At 60.6% G+C, this 25117-nt stretch carries 25 protein-coding genes; 10 read left to right on the forward strand and 15 right to left on the reverse strand.

Annotated features, from left to right (window positions below; genetic code table 11):
- Positions 1-41 precede the first annotated feature (41 nt).
- From xylF to ACQ4WZ_RS22395, 4 genes are all read right to left on the reverse strand, one after another.
- Positions 42-1016 (reverse strand): D-xylose ABC transporter substrate-binding protein, encoded by a 975-nt coding sequence (xylF, locus tag ACQ4WZ_RS22380; protein WP_101484799.1) that lies wholly within the window; start codon positions 1014-1016, stop codon positions 42-44.
- Between the two features lie 130 nt (positions 1017-1146).
- Positions 1147-2934 (reverse strand): IlvD/Edd family dehydratase, encoded by a 1788-nt coding sequence (locus ACQ4WZ_RS22385; protein WP_436574552.1) that lies wholly within the window; start codon positions 2932-2934, stop codon positions 1147-1149.
- Complete coding sequence (gene xylB / locus ACQ4WZ_RS22390; RefSeq protein WP_436574553.1) at positions 2931-3698, reverse strand: D-xylose 1-dehydrogenase; 768 nt, start codon at positions 3696-3698, stop codon at positions 2931-2933. The genes ACQ4WZ_RS22385 and xylB overlap by 4 nt, the downstream gene beginning before the upstream one ends.
- Positions 3699-3724: 26 nt before the next feature.
- Positions 3725-4885: a fumarylacetoacetate hydrolase family protein gene (locus ACQ4WZ_RS22395; RefSeq protein ID WP_436574554.1), complete on the reverse strand. Its 1161-nt coding sequence runs from the start codon at positions 4883-4885 to the stop codon at positions 3725-3727.
- A 429-nt stretch (positions 4886-5314) separates the two neighbouring features.
- On the opposite strand from ACQ4WZ_RS22395, the gene chvE reads away from it, so the two are divergent.
- The 3 genes from chvE to mmsB all read left to right on the forward strand — a co-directional run bounded on the left by chvE (position 5315) and on the right by mmsB (position 9194).
- Positions 5315-6337 carry a multiple monosaccharide ABC transporter substrate-binding protein gene (gene chvE / locus ACQ4WZ_RS22400; protein WP_243858246.1) on the forward strand — a complete coding sequence of 341 codons (1023 nt, stop codon included), beginning with the start codon at positions 5315-5317 and terminating at the stop codon, positions 6335-6337.
- 114 nt (positions 6338-6451) lie between these two features.
- Complete coding sequence (gene mmsA, locus ACQ4WZ_RS22405; RefSeq protein WP_133988967.1) at positions 6452-7993, forward strand: multiple monosaccharide ABC transporter ATP-binding protein; 1542 nt, start codon at positions 6452-6454, stop codon at positions 7991-7993.
- Entirely contained in the window at positions 7983-9194 is a 1212-nt protein-coding gene (mmsB, locus tag ACQ4WZ_RS22410) for a multiple monosaccharide ABC transporter permease (RefSeq protein WP_101483372.1), read from the forward strand. Before mmsA ends, mmsB begins: the two co-directional genes overlap by 11 nt.
- 50 nt (positions 9195-9244) lie before the next feature.
- Here the strand turns inward: mmsB and ACQ4WZ_RS22415 are convergent, their stop codons facing one another.
- Together ACQ4WZ_RS22415 and ACQ4WZ_RS22420 are read right to left on the reverse strand one after the other, a co-directional pair.
- Complete coding sequence (locus tag ACQ4WZ_RS22415; RefSeq protein ID WP_436574555.1) at positions 9245-10864, reverse strand: NAD(P)-binding protein; 1620 nt, start codon at positions 10862-10864, stop codon at positions 9245-9247.
- On the reverse strand, positions 10864-12375 hold the full coding sequence (locus ACQ4WZ_RS22420; RefSeq protein WP_436574556.1) for a polyamine aminopropyltransferase: 1512 nt from the start codon (positions 12373-12375) through the stop codon (positions 10864-10866). The genes ACQ4WZ_RS22415 and ACQ4WZ_RS22420 overlap by 1 nt, the downstream gene beginning before the upstream one ends.
- A 59-nt stretch (positions 12376-12434) precedes the next feature.
- Between ACQ4WZ_RS22420 and ACQ4WZ_RS22425 the strand changes: the two genes are divergently transcribed.
- From ACQ4WZ_RS22425 to rsgA, 7 genes are all read left to right on the forward strand, one after another.
- Positions 12435-12821: a DUF350 domain-containing protein gene (locus ACQ4WZ_RS22425; protein ID WP_101483369.1), complete on the forward strand. Its 387-nt coding sequence runs from the start codon at positions 12435-12437 to the stop codon at positions 12819-12821.
- A gap of 31 nt (positions 12822-12852) precedes the next feature.
- Positions 12853-13899, forward strand: a complete 1047-nt coding sequence (locus ACQ4WZ_RS22430; protein WP_436574557.1) for an SPFH domain-containing protein — start codon at positions 12853-12855, stop codon at positions 13897-13899.
- A 10-nt stretch (positions 13900-13909) separates the two neighbouring features.
- Positions 13910-15373, forward strand: coding sequence for a DUF4178 domain-containing protein (locus tag ACQ4WZ_RS22435; RefSeq protein ID WP_436574558.1), 1464 nt, complete (start codon positions 13910-13912; stop codon positions 15371-15373).
- Entirely contained in the window at positions 15370-15540 is a 171-nt protein-coding gene (locus ACQ4WZ_RS22440; protein ID WP_157814714.1) for a hypothetical protein, read from the forward strand. The genes ACQ4WZ_RS22435 and ACQ4WZ_RS22440 overlap by 4 nt, the downstream gene beginning before the upstream one ends.
- A gap of 2 nt (positions 15541-15542) precedes the next feature.
- Complete coding sequence (gene speD / locus ACQ4WZ_RS22445) at positions 15543-15914, forward strand: adenosylmethionine decarboxylase (protein WP_101483366.1); 372 nt, start codon at positions 15543-15545, stop codon at positions 15912-15914.
- Positions 15915-15977: 63 nt separating this feature from the next.
- Positions 15978-16532, forward strand: a complete 555-nt coding sequence (locus ACQ4WZ_RS22450) for a hypothetical protein (RefSeq protein ID WP_071080003.1) — start codon at positions 15978-15980, stop codon at positions 16530-16532.
- Between the two features lie 265 nt (positions 16533-16797).
- Positions 16798-17862, forward strand: a complete 1065-nt coding sequence (gene rsgA, locus ACQ4WZ_RS22455; protein ID WP_436574559.1) for a ribosome small subunit-dependent GTPase A — start codon at positions 16798-16800, stop codon at positions 17860-17862.
- Positions 17863-17951: 89 nt separating this feature from the next.
- On the opposite strand, the gene ACQ4WZ_RS22460 is transcribed toward rsgA, so the two are convergent.
- The 9 genes from ACQ4WZ_RS22460 to ACQ4WZ_RS22500 all read right to left on the reverse strand — a co-directional run bounded on the left by ACQ4WZ_RS22460 (position 17952) and on the right by ACQ4WZ_RS22500 (position 25051).
- Positions 17952-18371 carry a F0F1 ATP synthase subunit epsilon gene (locus ACQ4WZ_RS22460; RefSeq protein WP_065307860.1) on the reverse strand — a complete coding sequence of 140 codons (420 nt, stop codon included), beginning with the start codon at positions 18369-18371 and terminating at the stop codon, positions 17952-17954.
- Positions 18372-18433: 62 nt separating this feature from the next.
- The gene (gene atpD / locus ACQ4WZ_RS22465) at positions 18434-19834 is read right to left on the reverse strand and encodes a F0F1 ATP synthase subunit beta (protein ID WP_101483364.1); all 1401 of its coding nucleotides are present in this window, start codon (positions 19832-19834) and stop codon (positions 18434-18436) included.
- Positions 19835-19863: 29 nt separating this feature from the next.
- Positions 19864-20739: a F0F1 ATP synthase subunit gamma gene (gene atpG / locus ACQ4WZ_RS22470; protein WP_101483363.1), complete on the reverse strand. Its 876-nt coding sequence runs from the start codon at positions 20737-20739 to the stop codon at positions 19864-19866.
- 62 nt (positions 20740-20801) lie between these two features.
- Positions 20802-22343: a F0F1 ATP synthase subunit alpha gene (gene atpA, locus ACQ4WZ_RS22475; protein WP_071080007.1), complete on the reverse strand. Its 1542-nt coding sequence runs from the start codon at positions 22341-22343 to the stop codon at positions 20802-20804.
- Positions 22344-22421: 78 nt separating this feature from the next.
- The gene (locus tag ACQ4WZ_RS22480) at positions 22422-22967 is read right to left on the reverse strand and encodes a F0F1 ATP synthase subunit delta (protein WP_010393786.1); all 546 of its coding nucleotides are present in this window, start codon (positions 22965-22967) and stop codon (positions 22422-22424) included.
- Positions 22968-22969: 2 nt separating this feature from the next.
- Positions 22970-23440 carry a F0F1 ATP synthase subunit B gene (locus ACQ4WZ_RS22485; protein ID WP_099761157.1) on the reverse strand — a complete coding sequence of 157 codons (471 nt, stop codon included), beginning with the start codon at positions 23438-23440 and terminating at the stop codon, positions 22970-22972.
- A gap of 43 nt (positions 23441-23483) precedes the next feature.
- Complete coding sequence (gene atpE, locus ACQ4WZ_RS22490; protein WP_071080009.1) at positions 23484-23762, reverse strand: F0F1 ATP synthase subunit C; 279 nt, start codon at positions 23760-23762, stop codon at positions 23484-23486.
- Positions 23763-23821: 59 nt separating this feature from the next.
- Complete coding sequence (atpB, locus tag ACQ4WZ_RS22495) at positions 23822-24631, reverse strand: F0F1 ATP synthase subunit A (protein ID WP_071080010.1); 810 nt, start codon at positions 24629-24631, stop codon at positions 23822-23824.
- A 51-nt stretch (positions 24632-24682) separates the two neighbouring features.
- On the reverse strand, positions 24683-25051 hold the full coding sequence (locus tag ACQ4WZ_RS22500) for an ATP synthase subunit I (protein WP_101483362.1): 369 nt from the start codon (positions 25049-25051) through the stop codon (positions 24683-24685).
- Positions 25052-25117 lie beyond the last annotated feature (66 nt).

Here is a 25117-nt window from a genome sequence, read left to right on the forward strand (position 1 = left end):
CGGCTTAGCGCGCAGCGCGTAAGCCGACATCAAGCGGGTGATCAATTACCCAGCTGCGCCTTGGTATAGAAGCCGTCATCGACGAGAATGTTCACATTCGCCTTGGTCAGCGGCGTTGGTTTCAGCAGCACGGTGCTGACTTTTTTCAGGCCGTTGTCATAGCTGGAGTTGTAGGCCGGCTTTTCATTGCGCGCCAGCTGGATGGCCAGCTTGGCCGCTTCCGAAGCGATGGTTTTCAACGGTTTGTAGACCGTCATCGATTGCGTGCCGGCGATCACGCGTTTCACCGCCGCCAGATCGGCGTCCTGGCCCGAGACCGGCACCTTGCCGGCCAGCTTTTGCGCGGCCAGCGCCTGGATGGCGCCGCCGGCCGTGCCGTCGTTCGAGGCGACGATGGCGTCGATCTTGTTGCCGTTGGCCGTCAGCGCGTTTTCCACGATGGACAGCGCTTCGGTGGCGCTCCAGTCCTTCACCCACTGCTGGCCAACGATCTTGATGTCACCCTTGTCGATGAACGGTTTCAGTACCTTCATCTGGCCTTCGCGCAGCATCTTGGCGTTGTTGTCGGTCGGCGAGCCGCCCAGCAGGTAGTAATTGCCCTTCGGCTGCAGCTTGGTCACGCCTTCGGCCTGCATTTCGCCCACTTTCTCGTTGTCGAACGAGATATACGCGTCGATATCGGCGTTCAGGATCAGGCGGTCATACGACAGCACCTTGATGCCGGCCTTTTTCGCCTCCTTGACGGTGTTGTTGAGGACTGTGGCGTTGAACGGCACGATCACCAGCACGTCCACGCCGCGCGAGATCAGGTTCTCGATCTGCGAAATCTGGCGCTGCTCGCTGGCGTCGGCCGATTGCACGAAGACCTTGGCGCCCTGCTTTTCGGCGGCGGCGATGAAGAAATCGCGGTCGCGCGTCCAGCGTTCCACGCGCAAATCGTCGATGGAAAAACCGATCTTCGGGTTTTTCGCATCGGCCAGGGCGGCGCTGCTGGTCAATGCCAGCATGGCGGTCATGATGGCTGCGCTGATGATCTTGTTCATTGTGTGTCTCCTTGTGGATTTTATTAACAACGTTTTTTCACTGCGGGGTACTTCTAAAATCACGTCGGGTTACGCCATACCGGCTAACCCGACCTACGTGCTGCTAATGGTTGTGGCGCGGCAGGGTCTGGCCCACGGCACGGTATTTCAGCGCCAGCTCCATGCAGGCGCCCGTTTCCAGCTGGCCCACGCTGGCGCGGTAGATTTCCTGCCACGGCGTGGCGCTGTCGTTGACGGGCGGCGGCAGTTCCTGTGCGCGGCGCGCCAGCTCTATGGCATCGACCAGCATGTCGCAGCGGCCCGCGTTCAGGTCCACGCGGATGATGTCGCCCGTGCGCAGCAGCGCCAGGCCGCCACCGACCGCGCTTTCCGGCGACGCGTTCAGGATCGAAGGGCTGTCCGACGTGCCCGACTGGCGCCCGTCGCCCAGGGTTGGCAAGTTCAGGATGCCCGCCTTGAGCAAGGCATCGGGCGGCTGCATGTTGACCACTTCGGCCGAACCGGGCCAGCCCACGGGGCCAGCGCCGCGCATGACCAGCATGCAGCTGTCGTCGATGGCCAATGCCGGGTCGTTGATGCGCGCGTGGTAGTCGGCAGAACCGTCAAAGACGATGGCGCGCGCCTCGAACACACCTTCGCTGCCGGAACGCGACAGGTAACGCTCGCGGAAAGCGGGCGAAATCACGCTGGTCTTCATGATGGCGAAGTCGAACAGATTGCCCTGCAAGGCCATGAAACCGGCCTTTTCCTTCAATGGCGCGGCAAACGGACGAATCATCTCGCGGTCCGCGCTCTCGCGCCCGGCCAGGTTCACCGCCATGCTCTGGCCCGTGACGGTGGGCCGCTGCGTGTGCAGCAAGCCCGCCTGCTGCAACTCCCACATCACGGCAGGCACGCCGCCGGCGCGGTGGAAGCGCTCGCCCAGGTATTTTCCGGCCGGCTGCATGTTGAGGAGCAGGGGCACGTCGTAGCCGTGCTCCATCCAGTCGCTCGAGTGCAGTTCCACGCCCGCATGGCGGGCCATGGCCATCAGATGCGGCTGGGCATTGGTGGAGCCGCCGATGGCCGCGTTGACGATGATGGCGTCCAGGAACGCTACACGCGTGAGGATGCTCGACGGACGCACGTCCTCGAACGCCAGGTCGACGATGCGCCGCCCCGTTTCGTAGGCGATCTGGCCCCGTTCGCGGTACGGCGCGGGAATGGCCGAGCAGCCAGTCAGCGACATGCCCAGCGCCTCGGCCAGCGCATTCATGGTCGATGCCGTGCCCATGGTGTTGCAGTGGCCGGCCGACGGCGCCGAGGCAGCGGCGATTTGCAGGAATTTGTCGTTGTCGATCAAGCCGGCAGACAGCTGGCGGCGGCCCTTCCAGATGGCGGCTCCGGAACCCACCAGTTCACCGTCCATCCAGCCATCGAGCATGGGACCGCCCGACAGCACGATGGCGGGAATATCGACCGTGGCGGCAGCCATCAGCTGGGCCGGCGTGGTCTTGTCGCAGCCGGTGGTCAGCACCACGGCGTCGATCGGGTAGCCATGCAGGATTTCCACCAGGCCCAAGTACGCCAGGTTGCGGTCCAGCGCGGCCGTAGGACGGCGGCAGTTCTCGAAGATCGGGTGCAGCGGGAATTCCATCGGGATGCCGCCGGCGTCGCGGATGCCGTCGCGCACGCGCTGCGCCAGTTCCAGGTGGATGCGGTTGCAGGGACTGATGTCGCTGCCGCTTTGCGCAATGCCGATGATGGGCCGGCCCGAACGCAGCTCCTCGGCCGTGATGCCGTAGTTCATGAAGCGCTCCAGGTACAGCGCCGTCATGTCGATGTGGTCGGGATTGTCGAACCAGTCCTGCGAGCGGAAGCGCCGCGCCTGGCGTTGGGCTGGAATGTTCATGCGCCGTACCAGCCAGCGTCGACATAGTATTCGCGTCCGGCGCACTTGGCCGCGTTGTCCGACGCCAGAAACAATGCCAGCGCCGCCACGTCCTCCGGCTCCACGCGCAACTGCAGGCATTGTCCCTGCAGGATCACGGCTTCCGCTTCCGGCGTATGCCACAGTTTTTCCTGGCGCGGCGTACGCACGGCGCCGGGAATGATGCAGTTGACGCGGATGCCATGCACGCCCAGGTCGCGCGCCAGGCCGCGCGTCAGGCCCTCGATCCCGGCTTTCGCCGTCATGTAGATTGACAGGTTCGCTTGCGCCAGGTGCCAGGAAATCGAGCCCAGGTTGAGGATTACGCCACTGCCCTTGGCGCGCATGGCCGGCGCCACTGCCTGGGCGCAGAAATACTGGTGGCGCAGGTTGACAGCGATGCGCTCGTCCCAGTAGGCGGGCGTGACATCCTGCAGCTGGTGGCGGTCGTCATTGGCTGCGTTGTTGATGAGGATATCCGTGGCGCCCGCGCTGTGTTCGATCTCGGCGAAAGTGGCGGCCAGGGCGCCCAGGTCGGTCAGGTCGCAATAGCGAAAAACGGGCGGCTGCGGCAAGTGGGCGAGCTTCTCTTGCAGCGCCAGCGACGCTACACGGGCGATATCGATAAAGGTGACGTGGGCGCCCTGGCGTGCGAACGCTTCGACGATGGCCACGCCGATACCGGTGCCGCCGCCCGTGATGACGACGTGCTTGCCGGCCAGGCTGGGATAGATTGCGTGCTGCATGGTGTCTCTCTCTTAAAAAAAACGGATCAAAGCAAGCCGCGTTGGGCCAGGTTCTGGTACAGCGCGCGCACGCCAAACGTCCAGGGAGGGATCGCATCGCAGCGCTGCACTTCGTTGACCAGCGCGCCCAGCGCGGCGCTGGCGATGGTGACGCGGTCGCCCAGGTGGTGCGTAAAGCCGCCGCCCCGCGCACCGCGGTCCTTCACGGGCGAGAACATGGTTCCCAGGAACAGCATGAAGCCATCCGGATACTGGTGGTACTGACCTGCCGTCTGGCGCACCAGGTCGAGCGGGTCGCGACTGATCTCGCGCATGAAGCTGGCGCCTTCGAGCACAAAGCCGTCGTCCGCGCCCTCGATCAGCAGCGACACTTCCGCCTGGCGCACAGTGTCGAGCGTGAAGTGTTCGTCGAACAGGCGAATGAAGGGGCCGATGGCGCAGGAACCGTTGTTATCCTTGGCCTTGCCCAGCAACAGGGCGCTGCGCCCCTCGATATCGCGAAGGTTGACGTCGTTGCCCAGTGAAGCCCCCAGCACTTCGCCGCGGCTGTTCACGGCCAGGACGATCTCCGGCTCGGGGTTGTTCCAGGCGGACGATGGCAGCAAGCCCACCGGCGCGCCGCAGCCCACCGACGACATCGGCTGCGCCTTGGTAAACACTTCCGCATCGGGGCCGATACCCACTTCCATGTATTGCGACCAGGCGCCGCGCTGCTGCAGCTGCTGTTTCAGGCGCTGGGCCGCATCCGAGCCGGGTTTTAATGCAGACAAGTCACTGCCCAATGTCGTTTGCAGCGCGGCGCGCAGGCTCGCCGCGCGCGCCGCGTCGCCCCCCGCCTGTTCCTCGATCACCCGTTCCAGCAGGCTGACGGCGAAGGTCACGCCGCAGGCCTTGACGGCCTGCAGGTCGCACGGCGCCAGCAGCAGCGGCTCGCCGGCAGGCGCGGCCAGCGCCTGCGCCATCAGCGCCTGCACTGGGCCGAGCGCAATACCGGGCGCATGGCGGGCGATATCGAGCGCATCGCCGCGCTCGAACAGCTCGGCCACCGTCGCCACCGTCCGCGTGATATCGACCACTTCGCCGGCGCGCACGGCGACGATGCAAGGGCCGTCACGCCAGATGCGGCCGATGAGGAGGGCCTGCGCCAGGTCGGCGGGCAACAGGGAGGCGGAGGAAATCGGCTGCATGGCAAGCTTTCAAAAGTTCATGACGGGATGGCTGCTCTTCAAGTTCGGACCGATTCTGCGCGCCGCCCTGTGTCGCCGCAATTACGAAAATCACCAAATTGAATGATGATTATTGGTATTGCGGCGCACCAAAAAAAGCCGCCGGCCGGCCTCCGTTTCCGCCCTGTCAGCAGGTGGGAAGGGGCTGATGGCGCATTGCATCAATTGGCTCATCGATATCGTTTTGGATATCGCCAATGCGAAAAAAGTGATTGGTGAGGGATGGATGGACAAACTAGTATCAGCCGTGGCCTGCAATCGGCCATTCGCACAGAGCCCGCCCCACTGGACGACGGCCCTGGCACATTCAACTATCGAAGACGGTGGAGACCTGAAATGAAAACAACAATGAAAATGCTGACCGCGAGCCTGGCGCTGGCCATCTCCGGCATGGCAGTGATGCCTGTGGCAAGCGCCGCCGACAAGGGCGCGATCGGCATCTCGATGCCGACCAAGTCGTCCATGCGCTGGATCGCCGACGGCGACAACATGGTCAAGGTATTCAAGGAGCGCGGCTACAAGACAGACTTGCAGTTTGCCGACGACGATATCCCGAACCAGCTGGCGCAAGTGGAAAACATGATCACCAAGGGCGCCAAGGTGCTGGTGATCGCCGCCATCGACGGTACCACCTTGTCGAACGTGCTGCAAAAGGCGGCCGACAAGGGCATCAAGGTCATCTCATATGACCGTCTGATCCGCGGCACGAAAAACATCGATTACTACGCCACCTTCGACAACTTCCAGGTCGGCGTGCTGCAAGCGGGCTATATCGAATCGGCGCTGAAACTCAAGGAAGGCAAGGGTCCGTTCAATATCGAACTGTTCGGCGGTTCGGCTGACGACAACAATGCGCACTTCTTCTACAACGGCGCGCTGTCGGTCCTGAAACCCTACATCGACAGCGGCAAGCTGGTGGTGCGCTCGAAGCAGATGGGCATGGAAAAGGTCGCCACCCTGCGCTGGGATGGCGCCGTGGCGCAGGCCCGCATGGATAACCTGCTCAGCGCCTACTATGGCAATGCGCGTGTCGATGCTGTGCTGTCGCCGTATGACGGCTTGAGCATCGGCATCCTGTCCTCGCTCAAGGGGGTCGGCTACGGCACGCCGAAACAGCCCTTCCCCGTCGTGACGGGCCAGGATGCGGAAATCCCGTCGGTAAAATCGATTATCCGGGGCGAACAGGCGTCGACCGTGTTCAAGGACACGCGCGAACTGGCCAAGGTGACGGCGAATATGGTCGACGCGATGATGGGCGGCAAGACGCCGACCGTCAACGATACCAAGACCTATAACAACGGCGTCAAGGTGGTTCCATCGTACCTGCTCAAACCCGTCACCGTCGACAAGGCGAACTGGAAGCAGGTGCTCGTCACCGGCAGCGGCTACTACACGGAAGCGCAAGTGAAATAAGCATCGACGGTACTGAAGGCCCGGCGCTGCCGGGCCTTTCGCTTCATGCAATATCCAGAACAAGACTGCCGCACGACCGATGACGAAAACGTGCGGCCGTGCCAGAGAGGTTATATGACGAACACTATCCTGGAAATGCGCGGGATACGCAAAACATTCCCGGGCGTCGTTGCGCTCGACAATGTCAACCTGCGGGTACGCAGCGGCGAGATCCACGCCATCGTCGGCGAAAACGGCGCTGGCAAATCGACCCTGATGAAAGTGCTGAGCGGCGTCTACGGCCATGGCAGCTATACGGGCGACATCGATTACCTGGGCCAGACGCGGCACTTCCGCGGCATCAAGGACAGCGAAGAAATCGGCATCATCATCATCCACCAGGAACTGGCGCTAGTGCCCCTGCTATCAATCGCCGAGAATATCTTTCTCGGCAACGAGCCGGCCCGCATGGGCGTCATCGACTGGGAATACGCGCAAACGAAGACGCGCGAACTGTTGCACAAGGTCGGCCTGAAGGAGTCGCCCGACACCCTGATCACCAATCTGGGCGTGGGCAAACAGCAGTTGATTGAAATCGCCAAGGCGCTGTGCAAGGACGTCAAGCTCCTGATCCTCGACGAACCGACTGCCAGCCTGAACGAAAGCGACAGCGCGGCCCTGCTCGATTTGCTGCTGGAGCTGAAACGCCAGGGCATCGCATCGATCCTGATTTCGCACAAGCTCAATGAAATTTCACGGGTCGCCGATGCCATCACGGTGCTGCGCGACGGGAACACGGTCGACAGTTTCGACTGCCGCGTCGAACCGGTCAGTGAAGACCGCATCATCGAAAAAATGGTCGGGCGCGAGATGGCCGACCGCTATCCCCCGCGCACGCCCACCATCGGCGAGACCATTTTCGAAGTGCGCGACTGGCGCGTCTTCCATCCCGAGCATGCCGACCGCCCCGTCATCAAGGGCATCAGCATGCATGCAAAAAAGGGGGAAATCATCGGCATCGCCGGCTTGATGGGATCCGGGCGCACGGAACTGGCGATGAGCATTTTCGGGCGCGCCTACGGCCAGCGCATCAGCGGCACGGTGCTCAAGAATGGCCAGGAAATCGACGTCAGCACCATCGGCAAGGCGATCGCCCACGGCCTGGCATATGTCACGGAAGACCGCAAGGGCCTGGGCCTGATCCTGGAAGAGGACATCAAGAAAAATACCAGCCTGGCCAACCTGGACGCGGTGTCGACGCGCACGGTCATCGACGAGGCGCGCGAGTTTGGCGTGGCCGACGAGTTCCGCCGCAAGCTCAAAATCCGCTGCTCGAGCATCCTGCAAAAGGTGGTCAACCTGTCCGGCGGCAACCAGCAGAAAGTGGTGCTGGCGAAGTGGCTGTTTTCGCGTCCCGACATCCTCATCCTCGATGAACCGAGCCGCGGCATCGACGTGGGCGCCAAATACGAGATCTACAGCATCATCAGCGAGCTGGCTGCCGAAGGCAAATGCATCATCATGATTTCCTCGGAAATGCCGGAATTGCTGGGCATGTGCGACCGGATCTATGTCATGAACGAAGGCCGCTTTGCGGCAGAACTCAGCGCAGCAGAAGCATCGCAGGAGCGAATCATGCGCGCAATCGTTACACACGGAGAAAACAATGGACAATAAACTGACAGCGGGGGCAGCGGCAGGCACCACCACCGCGCCGGCCGGCAAGAGCTATGCTGGTTTTTTGAAGAACAATATGCGCGACTACGGCATGCTGCTCTCCCTGATCGTCATCATGGGCTTTTTCCAGTACATGACCGACGGCACCCTGATGCAGCCGCTCAATCTCACCAACCTGGTGCTGCAAAACAGCTACATCGTCATCATGGCGCTGGGCATGCTGATGGTTATCGTGGCCGGCCATATCGATTTGTCCGTTGGCTCGGTGGTCGGCTTCGTCGGCGCGCTGGCGGCCGTCCTGATCGTCAACTACCACATGAATTTTGTCGCCGCCAGCATACTCTGTCTGCTGGCTGGCGCCGTGATCGGCGGCGCGCAAGGATATTTTGTCGCCTTCTTTAAAATCCCGTCCTTCATCGTCACCCTGGCCGGTATGCTGGTATTCAAGGGCCTGACCCTGGCGCTGCTGGCTGGCCAGTCGGTCGGTCCCTTCCCGGAAGGCTTCCAGATGCTCAGCTCGGGCTTCCTGCCCGACCCGTTCGGCGGAGAGAATCTGCGCGGCCTATCGCTGCTGCTGGGCGTGATCGCCGCCGCGGCGCTGATCATCACCTCGCTGCGCAGCCGCGCCAAGCAACTCAGGCACGGCATGGAAAACGAGCCGCGCGCCTTCTTCCTGCTGAAAAACGGCATCTTCGCCGCCGTGATGGTGTATTTCAGCTACCTGCTGGCCTCGTACCGCGGTTTCCCCAACGTGCTGGCCGTGATGTCCCTGCTCATCGTCGCCTACACCTTCATTACCAACCGCACCGTGCTGGGCCGCCGCGTGTATGCCGTGGGCGGCAACGAAAAGGCGGCGCGCCTGTCCGGCATCAAGACGGAACGGGTCAGCTTCTACACTTTCGTCAACATGGGCATGCTGGCCGCGCTGGCGGGCCTGATCTTCGCAGCGCGCCTGAACACGGCCACACCGAAGGCAGGCACGGGTTTCGAGCTGGACGTGATCGCCGCCTGCTTCATCGGCGGCGCCTCGGCCTCGGGTGGCGTTGGCAAGGTGATGGGGGCCGTCATCGGCGCCTTCATCATGGGCGTGATGAACAACGGTATGTCCATCATGGGCATCGGCATCGACTACCAGCAGGTGATCAAGGGGCTGGTGCTGCTGGCCGCCGTCTTTATCGACGTGATCAACAAAAACAAGTAGACCGGTTCGAGCCTTAGGGGGCTCTGGCCGGCGCTTGCGCCGGCCTTTTTTCATTTCACCGCCAGCCGCGCCGCCCTGTCACCCCACCACGCCGCCTCCTCGAACACGGAAAAGCCGGACAAATCGGCATGCGCGAACAGGATCGCGCCGTCGTGTTCACGCAGCGCCTTCAGCCCCGCATTGCTGCGAAATCCCGGCAACGGCGCGGCCATCGCATGGCCGCGCACGGTAATGTCGACGCGTTCGACGCAGCTGGCAAAATCGCGCCCATACGCCGTTTTCAGGTCGACGCTGGCCAGCGCCAGCAATTCCTCGGAACTGGCCGTGTCGAGCCACTTGCGCGCTTCCTGCGGCGTGCGGTCGGACAGGGCCACGTAGGCGCTGAAGACAGTTTTCTCGGGCGGGCGCACGCGGATATCCTGGTGCGTGGAGACGACATAGCCGAGGCCAGGTTCCTGGTACACCACGTTGTCCCAGCAGAGCGGCGCATGCGGCAGTTCGTCAGGAAAGCGCTTGAGCAGGAAATTGGCCACCATCCATGGCGCATAGGCGGGCGTATGGCGTTTCGCGTCGAAGCCGTAGTCGGCGATGTTGTTCACCACGCGCGCCGCCACATACAGTGGCATGGCGCAGATGGCCTTGCGTGCCTTGACCAGGTAAGTGCGCGGCTGGCCGTCGACCAGTTCAAAACACAGCGCTTCCACGCCATCAGTCGTGGTGGTGACGGAGATCACCGTACCCGCATGGCGTTCGACGCCGGAGGCCTTTTCCATGGCCGTGGCCACGGGTTGCATGCCACCGGGCCAGGTCAGCCAGGCGCCGTTACCGGCATTGGCCGCCTGGCCCCAGCGGCTGCAGTAGTAATGCAGGCCGGCCCAGGCCGAGACCTGGTCGTAGCGCGTGCCGTAGTCGTCGCGGCAGCAGTAATTCAAATACCAGTGCAAGGTGGGCGAGGTATAGCCGTGCTGCTCCATCCAGGTCTTCAAGCTGATGTTGTCGAGCGCGTGCCAGGCTGGGTCTTGCGACGATTCCACGGTGGGAAAGACAAACACGCGCTTGCCATCGTTGCCGCGCGCCTGGCGCAGCTGCGCCACCTGCGCAAAGAAGCGCTGGTGCTGCGCCAGTTCCGCCGGCGGCACGCCTTCGGTGGGAATGAAGCCATCCTGCCACTGGCCATTGAACAGCAATCGTTCCTCGGGCGCGTGCAGAATATAGCGCTCGTCGTAGGTCGGCTTTTCCGCCATCGGGTCGCGTTGAATGATCCCCAGGTCGAACAGGATCTCACGCACATGGATCGATTCGGGCGAGGGCAACGGCAAATAATGGCCACCGGTCGGATAGGCCAGGTCGCCGAAATGGCCTCCGGCCGCGTTGCCGTAGGGCTGGGGGCCGTCGATCATCAGGAAATCCCGGTGCCCAAGCTTGTTCAGGCGCCAGGCAGCCGTCAGGCCGGCGATGCCGGAACCAAGGATGGCCACATCGGTCGTCAGCGTTCGGGTAGGCGCTGGCAATGCCTTGCGATCGCGAAGATAGTGTCCTTCGCTGCGGCCCGGATACAGCACTGTCGGCGTGATTTCCTGCCAGCGCAGATACGCGGTGATGCTGCCGATGCCAGCTGCGGCTGCCGCCGTGCCGCCGGCGGCCCACAGCATGAAGGAACGGCGCTGCATCAGCGGATCACCCGGTTCCAGTCCTGCTCGAATTCATGCACGAGCGACTGGGTATTCAAGCGATTCGGCGCCATCGGCAGCGGCTGCATGTCAGGCGGGAAGATGAACATTTCGCGCGTAGTGTCCGCATTCAAGTAGCGCATCGGCAGGCGGTACTTCGTCGGCGGTGTGTAGTCGAGCTGGGGTGAAGCCAGGATAAACCCCCATTCGCCGAACGAGGGCACGTAGGCGTGGTAGGGCCAGGTGCGCATGCCCACTTCGCGCAAGGTCGAATTGATGGTCCAGTAGGCATGCGGAGCAAAGAAGGGCGACGTCGATTGCACCACCATCAGGCCTTTGGCCGCCAGGTGCTTTTTCACCAGATCATAGAAGGGAACAGAGTACAGTTTACCGAGCGCGAAGCTGGACGGATCGGGGAAATCGACGATGGCCGCATCGAACATGTCGGCGTTGTTGCGCAGCCAGACGGCGGCATCGGCATTGACGACGGTGACACGCTTGTCCGAGAACGAGCTGTTATTCAACTTGGCCAGTTCCGGGCGCGTAGTAAACGCGCCCGTCATGGCGGGGTCGAGGTCGACCACGGTGACGTGTTCGATATTCGGATAGCGCAGGATCTCGCGCAGCGCCAGGCCATCGCCGCCGCCCAGCACCAGCACGCGGCGTGCCCACGGCAAGGCTTCCAGCACGGGATGCACCAGCGCCTCGTGGTAGCGGTACTCGTCGCGCGAGGAAAACTGCAGGTTGCCATTGATGTATAAACGCGTATCGTCCTTCCAGCGCGTGATCACCAGACGCTGGTAGGGCGTGGTGGTGGAATACACGATCTGGTCGCCGAACAGGCCGTGTTCGCCCCAGGCCACCATGCGGTCCGACATGGCAAAGCCGGCGATCAGCACCAGCATCACGGCGCAGGCGCGCAGGAAGCGCCCCGCGAGGTTCTTCAGCTCCGCGCGAAACACGTAAATCGTCCACAGGCCCACGCCCACGTTGAGCATGCCGAACAAAAAGCCTGTGCGTACCAGTCCCAGGTACGGTGACAGCACCAGCGGGAACAGCAGCGAGACGGCCAACGCGCCCAGGTAATCGAAGGTGAGCACGCGGCTGACCAGTTCAGAAAATTCCGTCTGGCGCGAATTCAAGGCGCGCATCACCAGTGGCACTTCCATGCCGACCAGTGCGCCGATCAGGAACACCATCACATACAATAAGGTGCGAAATGGCGCGGCCATCCACGAAAACGTCATGAACAGGATGGCGGCCGACAGGCCACCGATCAGGCCCACGGCCAGTTCGATGTCGACGAAGCGAGAGAGCACATCATCGTCCCGTACATACTTTGAAAAGTGAGCACCCACACCCATGGCAAACAAGTAACAGCCAATGATGGTGGAAAACTGCAGGATGGAGTCGCCAAGCAGGTAGCTGGACATGGCGCCCGCGATCAGCTCATACGCGAGGCCGCAGGAGGCGACCACGAAGACGGACAAAATCAGAATCTTTTTGTTCATTGGACTTTTTTTGTTCTAATATGCGTTGACGTTATCAAATACTCATTGCGAGGAATGCCGTGCCCGCCATCCTAAACTATCTGATCCATCTTTTACTGGCCGCCGGGCTGCTGATTGTATTTTTTATCATCTACACGCGCGTCACGCCGTATAACGAGGTGCTGCTGATCCGCCAGGGCAACCACGCGGCGGCCCTGTCGCTGGGCGGCGCCCTGCTGGGCTTTTCCGCCACCATCGCCTCGTCCCTGATGCACACGGCCGATTACCAGCAATTCTTCGCCTGGGCCTTCGGCGCCATGGTGGTGCAATTGCTCGCCTATGTGGTCACCACGCGCTTGCTGCGCATGTCGAAGGACCAGATCGAATCGAACAACAGCGCCTTCGGCGGCCTGCTGGGCGCCGTTTCCCTGTCGATCGGCGCCATCAACGCCGCCTGCATTTCCTGACACCGCTTTATCTTATTCAAGGATATCCATCATGAGCCTCGGCAGCTTTATCAAGAAGCAGTTTATCGACGTACTGCAATGGAACGAAGAGACGGAAGGCGTGCTGGCCTGGCGTTTTCCCATGCAGGATTTCGAGATCCAGAATGGCGCCATCCTGAATGTGCGCGAATCGCAGGTCGCCGTCTTCGTCAACGAAGGCAAGATCGCCGACGTCTTCGGTCCCGGCACGCACAAGCTGACGACGCAAACATTACCCTTGCTGACCAACCTGAAAAACTGGGACAAGCTGTTCGACTCGCCCTTCAAATCGGATGTGTATTACTTCAGCACCCGCGTGCAGACAGGCCGCAAATGGGGCACGCCGCAGCCGATCACCATCCGCGACAAGGATTTCGACATGATCCGCGTGCGCGCCTTCGGCATGTACTCGTACCGTATCGCCGACGCCCGCACCTTCTTCACCGAGATCAGCGGCACGCGCGAGGTCTATACGCGCGACGAGGTGGAAGACCAGCTGCGCGGTATCTTGATGTCCAGCATGGCCAGCTCGCTGGGCGGCGCCAACGTGCCCTTCCTCGACATGGCTGCCAACCAGGCGCTGATGGCGCAGGAAGTCAAGGATGGCCTGGCGCAGGCGTTTGCCCGCTATGGCGTGGGCCTCGATGAATTCAACGTGGCCAGCATCAGCCTGCCCGAGGAATTGCAGGCTGCGCTCGACGAGCGCATCTCGGCCGGCATGAAGGGCGGCCTGGGCGCCGACAAGATGAGCGGCTTTACCAAATTCCAGGTGGCCAACGCGATCCCGCTGGCGGCGCAAAACGAGGGCGGCATGGCCGGCATCGGCGCCGGTCTCGGTGCAGGGCTGTCGATCGGCCAGGTGATGGCGCAAAGCATGGGCGGAGCGCTACAGCAGCCGGCACCTGCCCCGGCCGCACCGCCTGCGGCGCCACCGGCCCCTGCGGAAGAACCGATCGAGGCGCGCCTGGGAAAACTCAAAGGCTTGCTCGACAAGGGCCTCATTTCGCCAGCCGACTACGACGGCGCCAAGGCTGAACTGCTGAAAAAACTGATCGGCTAAGCGCGACTGCATGCAAACTGTTTCCTGTCCCAGCTGCGGCGCGGAAGTTCACTTCCGCTCGCACGCTTCCGTGCTCGCCGTGTGCGAGTACTGCCACAGCACCATCCTCAAGGACGCCGATTCCGTCAGGGACGTGGGCAAGATGTCGGCCGTCCTGGAAGACTATTCACCGATCCAGATCGGCACGGCCGGCGTGCACGATGGCTTGCACTTTACCGTCGTCGGCCGCATCCAGCAGCGCTACAGCGCCGGCGCGTGGAACGAGTGGTATCTGCTGTTCGACGACGCCAGCACGGCCTGGCTGGGCGACTCGTCCGGCCTGTACACACTGACGCGGGTACGCGCGACCCAAGACGCCCTGCCCGTCTTTGGCGAACTGGCGCCGGGCAAGCGCTACACGATCTGCGGCGAGCCTTATACGGCGGCCGAGATCCGCAATGCCGAATGCATCGCCGGCCAGGGTGAATTGCCGTTCAAGGTGGGCGCCGGCTGGCGCATCCAGGTGGCGGACTTCCGCAACTACGCCAGCTTTGTCACGCTTGACTACACGGATGGCCCGCAACCCGTCGTCTACCAGGGCGTCGCCGTCACCTTGGACGGCTTGCAGTGCCAGCTGCTGCGCGACGATGACGCCATCGCCAAAAGCGCTGGCAAGTACCGCGGCAAGCTCGACGCGCTCGACTGCCCGTCCTGCGGCAGCGGCATCCAATATGTGCCTGGCGCGGCGGCGCAGCTGGTGTGTCCTGCCTGCCACGCGCAGCTCGACGCCAGCGGTCCGGAGGCGCAGGTGCTGGCCATCGGCAAGCAGGTGCACGACAACGCTGACATCACGCTGGAGCTGGGCGCCAGCGCGAAGATCAGCAATGTCGATTTCACGGTCATCGGCATGATGCGCCGCGCCGACGATGAAGGCAGCGAGTGGAACGAGTACCTGCTGTACAACGCGCGCGCCGGCTTCTTCTGGCTGGTGGAAACGGACGATGGCTGGTCGCGCTCGAACGTGCTGCCGAACTGGCCCAACTGGGCGTCATTGGACGCCGATACCTGCAAGCTCGATGGCGCAAGCTACCGCAAACTGTATGACTACGGCTCGCAGGTCGTGTACGCGGCAGGCGCCTTCAACTGGAAGGTGGCCGTCGGCGACAGCACGCGCGTCTATGAATTCGAGCAGGGACAGACCAAGCTGGCGGCGGAGCTCACCAGCGAGGAAATGACCTGGTCGCGCTCCGTACCCGTTGCCTATGACCAGATGGCAGCCTGGTTCGGCGCCGCCTTCCATGGCGGCGCCAAGGTGCAGAATATCCAGCTGAGCCACCGAGGCATCGCCAAGGTCTTCATCGTCATCGTGCTGGTCTTGAATGCGATCCCCATGTTTGTCTCGTTCTCCAGCACCTTGATGTGGAGTTTGCTGGGCTGCCTGGCGCTGTTCCTGCCCGCCGTTTTCCTCGACAAGAATGCAAAGAATCCTCCATGAGTAAATATGTGATCTATGCCCTGATGGTGACCTTCAGTGTCACGGCCGCCAATTGGGTGCGCATGTTCAAGGTAGCCGGCAGCAGCAGCGGCAGCAGCTGGAGTTCGCGCACGGGCAGCGGCGGCGGCAGCTATGGTGGCGGCTCCAGCGGCGGCAGCCACAAATAAGCATGACCGCCACACCGCATCTGCCCCTGGGCATCCATCTGCTGGCCGACTTGTCCGGCATCGCGCCGGAACGCCTGCGCGACTGCGCCGCGCTCGAACGCCTGCTGCGCGCAGCGGCCATCGCGGCCGGCGCGCAAGTGCTGCACGGCCATTTCCACAGCTTTGGCCCGGGCCAGGGCGTCACGGGCGTGCTGCTGCTGGCCGAATCGCACATTTCCATCCACACCTGGCCGGAATGCAGCTTTGCCGCCGTCGACATCTTCATGTGCGGCGCGGCCCGGCCGCAGCTGGCGCTGGACGTCATCAAGGATGCGCTGCAGGCGGCGCACTGCCAGCCGCAATCCGTGAGGCGCGCCCCGCCGGAGCACTCCTAGCGTCGCTGGTGGATCGCGTGGCGATCGCTTACACTGTCGGCTGATCCTCCAACCGTGACTCCCATGCGCCGTTCCGCCCTCCTCGCCCTGCCCCTGCTACTGCTGGTTTCCGCCTGCGACGACTACACGGCGCCCAGCCTGTACCAGGCTACCACGCCCGAGTGCAAGACCTGGACGGAGGGCTCGCGTTTCGAGCTGCCGCGCGGTATCAGCGTGTATGCCACGCCCCCCGTCACCTTGAAGGAAGGGGGAACGGAGCTGGCGCTGATTTTTACCTTGCCCGTCGGTACCCAAGCCAGTTTTACGCGCCTGTCCTTCCTGCTGGAAGAACCGAAACAAGCACCGTTCGCCGAAGCCAAGATACTCACCATTTACCAGCGCGGCGTGAGCCGCAAGGCGGAGATGGTCGACGTCATCGAAACACTGCCCATCATGTTTTCCGCCGTGGGTTCGAGCGCCGAAACCCAGTGGCGCTTGCGCCTGCAACTGCCGCGCCAGCTGCCGCAGCGCTTTGATCTGTCGATGCCCGACATGCTCGTCGCCGGCAAGCGCTATCCCGTGCGCACGTTTACGTACCGCTATTTCCCCGAGCGCCAGGCTTACGGCATGTGCAGCTGAGGTTGACGCCGGCGCACGCCGCTGGCACACTGGCGTTTTCCATCACACAACAGGAGTAGACAACATGCGCCATTCGGATACTGCCGTGCTGTCGGCTGCCTGATCACGGTCTTTCCCGGCTAAGACCCTTAGCCCGCTCTTCTTCATACGCGTGATCGCGTAGCCGACCTCCCCTTTCTTTCGTGCCAGTCATGGCGACTGGCGGTGCCTGCACGCGCAGGCTACATGTCCGCACGCGGACGACAGAATCTGGAATCACGCTACCATGATCGCATTCGATTTTGCGCAACTACGCCTTATCGGGCTGCAGCAGGCCATCGCCGGCGCGGCCACCCAACTCGACTTATCCTCTCCCGCCGCGCAGCTGATGCGCGTGAGCGCTGTGCACCGCGACAGCATCCTCGTGCACGACGGCATCCAGGAACACCCGGCGCAGCTCCTGCCGTGCCTGCTGCACGAGCTGCTGACGCAGAACACCATGCTCACGGTCGGCCACTGGATCGCCGCCGAACCCGATCTTCACGGCACCTTGTGGATAAGGGCGCACTTATCCCCAGTCACGCAAATCGCCCGGCGCGGCAATGACGGCCGGCGCCAGGTACTTGCCAGCAATGTCGACACAGCCTTGCTGGTGATGGGGCTGGACGAGGACTTCAACCCGCGCCGCCTGGAACGCTACCTTGCCATCGTGCTGGCGGCCCAAGTCAGCCCCGTGGTGGTGCTGAGCAAGGCTGACGTGGCCGACGACGTGGGCGGCAAGCTGGCGCAGCTGAAACACCGTCTGCCGCAGCACGTGCCCCTGTTTGCCGTCGATACGCGCCATGCGTATGACGTGGCCATCCTGGAACCCTGGCTGGGTGCCGGCCAGACCCTGGTGCTGCTCGGGTCATCGGGCGCCGGCAAGTCCAGCCTGACCAATACGCTGTGCGCGGCGAATCAAGCGACCAGCGGCGTGCGCCATGGCGATGGGCGTGGCCGCCATACGACGACGGCGCGCTCGCTGCATCTGTGCGCGGGCGGCGCCTGCATCATCGACACGCCGGGCTTGCGCAGCTGGCAGGCCGATGCCGATGCGGACACCCTGGCCGCCACGTTTGATGACATCGCGGAACTGGCATCCACCTGCCAGTTCCGCGATTGCCAGCATGCCAGCGAACCCGGCTGCGCCGTGCGCGGCGCCGTCGATGGGGACCGCTTGCGCAACTATCACAAGCTCCTGCGCGACGCGCGCCGTATTGACGAGACGCCACTCGAACGCATTGCCGCCCGCGCCAAGTGGAAGACAATATTGAAGGCGGGACTGGAACGGGGAAAGGACAAGCGCCGTTAACTTGTACTGAAATCAGCTTTACTGAAATGAGTTTTGCAAAAAAAAAGGCAGCCCGGAGGCTGCCTTTCTTGCTGCTGCTTGCAAACGAATTAATGCTTGCGCAGCTTCTGGATCGCTGCCAGCTGCGCAATCGCGCTGGCCAGCTCGGCTTGCGCTTGCGCGTAGTCGATGCCCGAATCCTTGTTGTGGATATTTTCTTCCGCCAACTTCTTCGCTTCCAGCGCTTTCGCTTCATCCAGGTCGTGACCGCGGATCGCGGTATCGGCCAGGACGGTCACGGTGTCCGGTTGCACTTCCAGCAGACCGCCAGCAACGAAGACGAATTCTTCTTCAGCCTGGCCGACTACCTTGATGCGGACCGCGCCCGGACGGATGCGGGTAATCAAAGGCGTGTGGCGTGGGTAGATACCCAGCTCGCCCTGTTCACCCGGCAACGCGACGAATTCTGCTTCGCCTGAAAAAATCAGTTCTTCAGCGGAAACCACGTCAACGTGAATTGTGTGTGCCATGTGTGTCCTATCGGGTTGAAGAACCCCGCCTGGTAAGGGGCGGGGTTAGGCCCAGACTTAACTTAGTTAAGTTTCTTGGCTTTTTCGATTGCTTCTTCGATCGTGCCGACCATGTAGAACGCTTGTTCCGGCAGGTGATCGAGTTCGCCCGAAGCGATCATTTTGAAGCCCTTGATCGTGTCTTTGAGCGAAACGTATTTACCAGGCGCGCCGGTAAAGACTTCAGCGACGTGGAAAGGCTGCGACAGGAAACGCTGCATCTTACGTGCGCGGGCCACCAGCAGCTTGTCTTCCGGTGCCAGCTCGTCCATACCCAGAATCGCGATAATGTCGCGCAATTCCTTGTAGCGTTGCAGGGTCGTTTGCACGGCACGCGCGGTGTCATAGTGCTCTTGACCAACGATCAACGGATCCAGCTGACGCGAGGTCGAATCCAGTGGGTCCACAGCTGGGTAGATACCCAGGGAAGCGATGTCACGCGACAGCGCAACGGTCGAATCCAAGTGAGCAAACGTGGTAGCAGGCGATGGATCGGTGTAATCATCGGCTGGAACGTAGACGGCCTGGATCGAGGTGATCGAACCGGTCTTGGTCGACGTGATACGCTCTTGCAGACGGCCCATTTCTTCAGCCAGGGTCGGTTGGTAACCCACAGCCGACGGCATACGGCCCAGCAGTGCCGATACTTCGGTACCAGCCAGCGTAAAGCGGTAGATGTTGTCGACGAAGAACAGAACGTCCTTGCCTTCATCACGGAACGATTCAGCGATCGTCAGGCCGGTCAGCGCAACGCGCAGACGGTTACCTGGCGGTTCATTCATCTGACCGTAGACCATCGCAACTTTGGAGTTCTCTGGATTTTCCAGATCGACCACTTTCGCGTCAGCCATCTCGTGGTAGAAGTCGTTACCTTCACGAGTACGCTCACCCACACCGGCGAACACGGACACGCCGCTGTGCGCTTTGGCGATGTTGTTAATCAGTTCCATCATGTTGACGGTCTTGCCTACGCCAGCGCCGCCGAACAGACCAACTTTACCGCCTTTTGCAAACGGGCAAACCAGGTCGATCACCTTGATGCCGGTTTCCAGCAGTTCTTGCGATGGCGACAGTTCGTCGTATGCAGGAGCGGTGCGGTGGATCGACGCGATCTGTTCGTGCGACACTGGGCCGCATTCGTCGATCGGGTTGCCCAGCACGTCCATGATGCGACCCAGCGTTGCTTTACCGACTGGCACCATGATAGGTTTGCCGGTGTTCTGGATCATCATGCCGCGACGCAAGCCATCGGACGTGCCGAGTGCAATGGTACGGACAATACCGTCGCCCAACTGCTGTTGTACTTCCAGGGTCAGTTCCGAGCCTGCCATCTTCAAGGCATCAAATACCTTAGGCATCGCGTTGCGGGGAAACTCAACGTCCACCACAGCGCCGATACACTGAACGATTTTGCCATCAGCCATGTTCGTTCCTTCAATATAGTTAAATTCGTTTAAACCGCAGCCGCACCGGCGACGATTTCGGAGAGTTCTTTGGTAATCGCAGCTTGGCGGGTCTTGTTGTAGATCAGCTTCAATTCGCCGATCACACTACCCGCGTTGTCGCTTGCAGCTTTCATCGCGACCATCCGTGCCGATTGCTCGGACGCCAGATTCTCCGCGACTGCCTGGTACACCAGCGCTTCTACATAGCGCTCCAGCAATTCGTCGATCACGCTTTGCGCATCCGGCTCGTAGATGTAATCCCACGTGTGGGCGCCCTTGTCGGCAACCATCTTGTCGGCCGTCAGAGGCAGCAATTGCTCCACGACTGGTTCCTGTTTCATCGTGTTGATGAATTTGGTGTAGCACAGGTACACTGCATCGATCTTGCCTGCCTGGAACTCTTCGAGCATGACCTTGACGGGTCCGATCAATTTGTCCAGGTGGGGCGTATCACCGGTTTGAATGGCGTGCGCAATGATCTTGACGCCGATGCGATTCAAAAAACCCAAACCCTTGTTACCGATGGCAACTGCTTCAATCCGGTTGCCAGCTGCTTCCAGCTCGCGCGACTTCGACGTCACCTGGCGCAGGATGTTGGTGTTCATGCCGCCGCACAGACCCTTGTCGGTCGTGACAACGATGAAACCCACTGCCTTCGCTTGCGTACCCTGGGCAGCTGCCAGGAACGGGTGCGTGTATTCCGGATTGGCGGTCGCCAGATTGGCGGCGATATTCCGAATCTTGTCACTGTAGGGACGGGCGGCCCGCATCCGGTCTTGCGCCTTGCGCATTTTGGACGCGGCGACCATTTCCATCGCCTTGGTGATCTTCTTCGTATTCTCTACGCTCTTGATCTTGCCTCGTATCTCTTTGCTTGATGCCATGAGTCCTTACTCCTTCTGCGCGTAGGGCGGCGCCTCACTCAAGGTGGGCGCCGCCTGGCCGCTTAATATGCGCCGGATTTCTTGAAATCAGCAATGGCCGCCGACAGAGTTGCTTCGCTGTCTTTGTCGAGTTGCTTGGTTTCTTCGATCTTGGCCAGCAGAGCAGCTTGCTTGGTCTTCATGTAAGCGTGGACACCAGCTTCGAACGACAGCACTTGCTTGACTGGCACGTCGTCCATGAAGCCTTTGTTCACCGAGAACAGCGATACGGCCATCAGCGAGATCGACAGTGGCGAGTACTGGGCTTGCTTGAGCAATTCCGTTACGCGGGCACCACGGTCCAGCTGCTTGCGGGTCGATTCATCCAGGTCCGAAGCGAACTGCGCAAACGCGGCCAGTTCACGGTACTGCGCCAAGTCGGTACGGATACCGCCGGACAGGTTTTTGATGACCTTGGTCTGGGCGGCGCCACCGACGCGCGATACGGAAATACCGGCGTTAATTGCAGGACGGATACCGGCGTTGAACAGCGAGGTTTCCAGGAAGATCTGACCGTCGGTAATCGAAATCACGTTGGTTGGAACGAATGCGGACACGTCGCCAGCTTGCGTTTCAATGATCGGCAGTGCCGTCAGGGAACCGGTCTTGCCTTTGACGGCGCCGTCGGTGAACTTCTCGACGTAGTCGGCGTTCACGCGTGCTGCGCGTTCCAGCAGGCGGCTGTGCAGGTAGAACACGTCGCCTGGGTACGCTTCACGACCTGGTGGACGGCGCAGCAGCAGCGAGATTTGACGGTATGCAACAGCTTGTTTGGACAGATCATCGTAGACGATCAGTGCATCTTCACCGCGGTCACGGAAGTATTCGCCCATGGCGCAACCGGAGTACGGGGAGATGTATTGCATGGCGGCCGATTCCGAAGCGGAAGCGGCGACAACGATGGTGTATTCCATCGCGCCGTGCTGTTCCAGCGAGCGCACGATGTTCTTGATCGACGAGGCTTTTTGGCCAATCGCGACGTAGATACATTTCATGCCCTGGCCTTTTTGATTGATGATCGCATCAATCGCCACAGCCGACTTGCCGGTTTGACGGTCGCCGATGATCAGTTCGCGCTGGCCGCGGCCAACTGGAACCATCGCATCGATCGACTTCAGGCCGGTTTGCATTGGTTGCGAAACGGACTCACGGGCGATAACGCCCGGAGCGATTTTTTCAATCGCGGCCGTCAGTTTCGTGTCGATGGCGCCTTTGCCGTCGATTGGCTGACCCAGCGCGTTGACAACGCGGCCGAGCAGCTCAGGACCAATTGGCACTTCCAGAATGCGGCCGGTGCATTTCACCGTGTCGCCTTCGGAGATGTGCTCGTAGGCACCCAGAATCACGGAACCGACGGAGTCGCGTTCCAGATTCATTGCCAGGCCAAACGTGTTGCCTGGGAATTCCAGCATCTCGCCTTGCATCACGTCCGACAAACCGTGGATGCGGCAGATACCGTCGGCGACGGAAATAACCGTGCCTTGATTACGCACTTCAGCGCCGCCGTCAAGACCTTGGATCCGGCTCTTGATCAACTCGCTGATTTCAGATGGGTTGAGTTGCATACTAACTCCTAAAAGTGTTTCTCTCAGCTTGCGCGAGGGGTAAGGGTCTGTCTTAGCTGGCCTGCCGAAGCGCGTGTCTTACGACACCAATGCAGCGTGCAGTTGCTGCAGCTTGGCGCGCACCGAGGTATCGAGCACTTGGTCGCCAACAACCACGCGCACGCCGCCGAGCAGCGATGGATCCACTGTGACGGCAGGGTTGAGCTTACGACTGAATTTCTTTTCCAGCGTTGCGACCAGCTCGGCCGTTTGGCCTTCGCTCAGATCGAAAGCGCTCGTGATCTCGGCGTCAGCCGCACCTTCCAGACCATTTTTCAAGGTATGGAATTGCGCGCCGATTTCCGGCAGCAGGCTGATGCGGCCATTTTCGATCAACAACGTGACGAAGTTTTTCACTTCCTCATTGAGCGGCGATTTCAACAACGACAGGATGGTGGCGGCAACGTCGCTTTCCGAAACTTTCGGATTGCGCGCGTACGCCTGTACCTCGGGGTGGCTACCGATCTGTGCCAGTTCGGACACCAGTTCGGACCACGCCGCGAGGTTGCTTGACTCCTTACCAGCTTGGGCTACGCGGAACAAAGCTTCCGCGTAGGGACGGGCGACGGTTGCGAGTTCTGCCATGATTACAGCTCGACAGCAAGACGCTGCAACATTTCGGCGTGAGCCGTAGCGTTGACTTCACGCTTCAAGATCTGCTCGGCACCCTTGACAGCCAGGTCAGCCACCTGAGCGCGCAATTGTTCGCGTGCTTTCGACAGTTGCTGTTCGGCGTCCGACTGGGCTTGCGCAATGATACGCGCAGCTTCAGCTTGTGCATTTTGCTTGATCTCTTCAGCAACCAGCTGCGCGCGCTTTTCAGCGTCCGCAACGCGTTGCGACGCTTCTTCACGTGCACTGTTCAATGCCTCTTGCGCACGCTTTTCAGCGACAGCCATCGAAGCTTGACCTTGATCGGCCGCAGCCAATCCATCCGCGATTCGTTTGGCACGCTCATCCAGCGCTGTGTTCAGCGCTGGAAATACGAACTTCATCGAGAACCAGACCAACACCGCGAAGGTGATCATCTGGCCGATGAGCGACATATTGATGTCCATACCTTTGCTCCTAACTAAAAGTTTCTCCTAGGGTTGGAGCGAATTACTGAGCAACAGCCGTCAGAGCGGACAGGAACGGGTTAGCGAACGTGTACAGCAGAGCGATACCAACGCCGATCATCGAGATAGCATCCAGCAGACCAGCGATAACGAACAGTTTGGTTTGCAGTTGTGGCATCAGTTCTGGTTGACGTGCCGAAGCTTCCAGGAATTTGCCACCCAGAATAGCGAAGCCCAGAGCGGTGCCGATTGCGGCCAGGCCGATGATGATTGCTGCTGCCAGAACGGTCATGCTTTGTACTTGTGCGATCAGAGCTTGCATAAAATTCTCCTAAATTTAAAAACGAAAGATACTAAAAAAACAAAATATAAAGTTAATGATTAATGTTTCTCAACCGCGAGGCTCAGATACACAACCGTCAACGCCATAAACACAAAAGCTTGCAAAGTTACAATCAAGATATGGAAAATTGCCCATGGACCACCCAACGCCCACTGTGCCCACCAAGGCAACAACGCGATCAAGATGAAAATCAGCTCACCGGCATACATATTGCCGAACAGTCGCAGCGACAGGGAGATCAGTTTTGCAACCAACTCAACCATTTGCAGCAAGAAATTAACTGGTGCCAACAAGATCGTGCCGATGATGCCACTTGCATGGAAAGGCGCGGTAAACAATTCCTTGATCCAGCCGCCCAGGCCCTTGGCCTTGACGGAAAACGCGATAATGCACAGAACTACCGAGAACGACATCGCAAAAGTATGGTTCACGTCGGCGGTCGGCACCACGCGCAGCTTGTGCACGCCAAACCAGCTCAACACTGTCGGCAGCAGGTCAACCGGCAAGAAGTCCATTGCGTTCAACAACCAGACCCACACGAAAATCGTGATGGCCAGCGGCGCGATGATCTTGCTTTTTGCGTGGAAGGCCCCATTAATAGTCTCATTGACCATTTCCATGATCATTTCGACGAAGTTTTGCAGTTTGCCAGGAACACCGGCCGTCGCACGGCGTGAAGCCATGTAGAAAACGGCAAGGAAAACAAAGCCCATGATGGCAGACACCCAGAATGTGTCCAGGTTGAAGGCGCCATCGGCGCTTTTCAAGTGGGCCAAATGGTGGCTGATGTATTCTGTGGCGTTGGCCGGGGCAGCATGGCCCGCTTCAATAGCGTGTTCTGTGGTCATAATGAATTTAGATTTGTCGTTTCAGAGCACAACAGGCCCCAAAACCAATGATTAAACAGCGAGCAATGAAAACCAGTATGCTAAGGTTGCCACCGCGAAACCCAAGATCAGCCATAACCAGGCGGCCGACTGAAACAACACCAGTGCCAATATAAACAGCACCGCTGTAATAAATATTTTCACCATTTCCGCACGCAAGTGCGCGCGAAAAGCCTTTTTGGCGTCGCTACTACCGCGAACCACCAGCAAGGCATACGCTAGACTGCCGGCAACGGCGATCGCACCGCCGCATGCGGCTGACCAGCCTCTGACACTGCCACCGAAAAACAAGGTGAGCGTGGCAAAACTGATTACGATTGCTAGCTGCAAGGCAACTACTTTGTAGACTGGCTTGGCAATACTTTGTTGTGAATCACTCAATTGCCAAGTTCCCAGAAAAATCTACACACGCAAAGACACGGGATTATAGTTGGCTTTGTTCTATAG

Origin of the sequence: Janthinobacterium darwini (genome assembly GCF_051380905.1) — a bacterium.
In the GTDB taxonomy this organism is placed as follows: Bacteria; Pseudomonadota; Gammaproteobacteria; order Burkholderiales; family Burkholderiaceae_D; genus Janthinobacterium.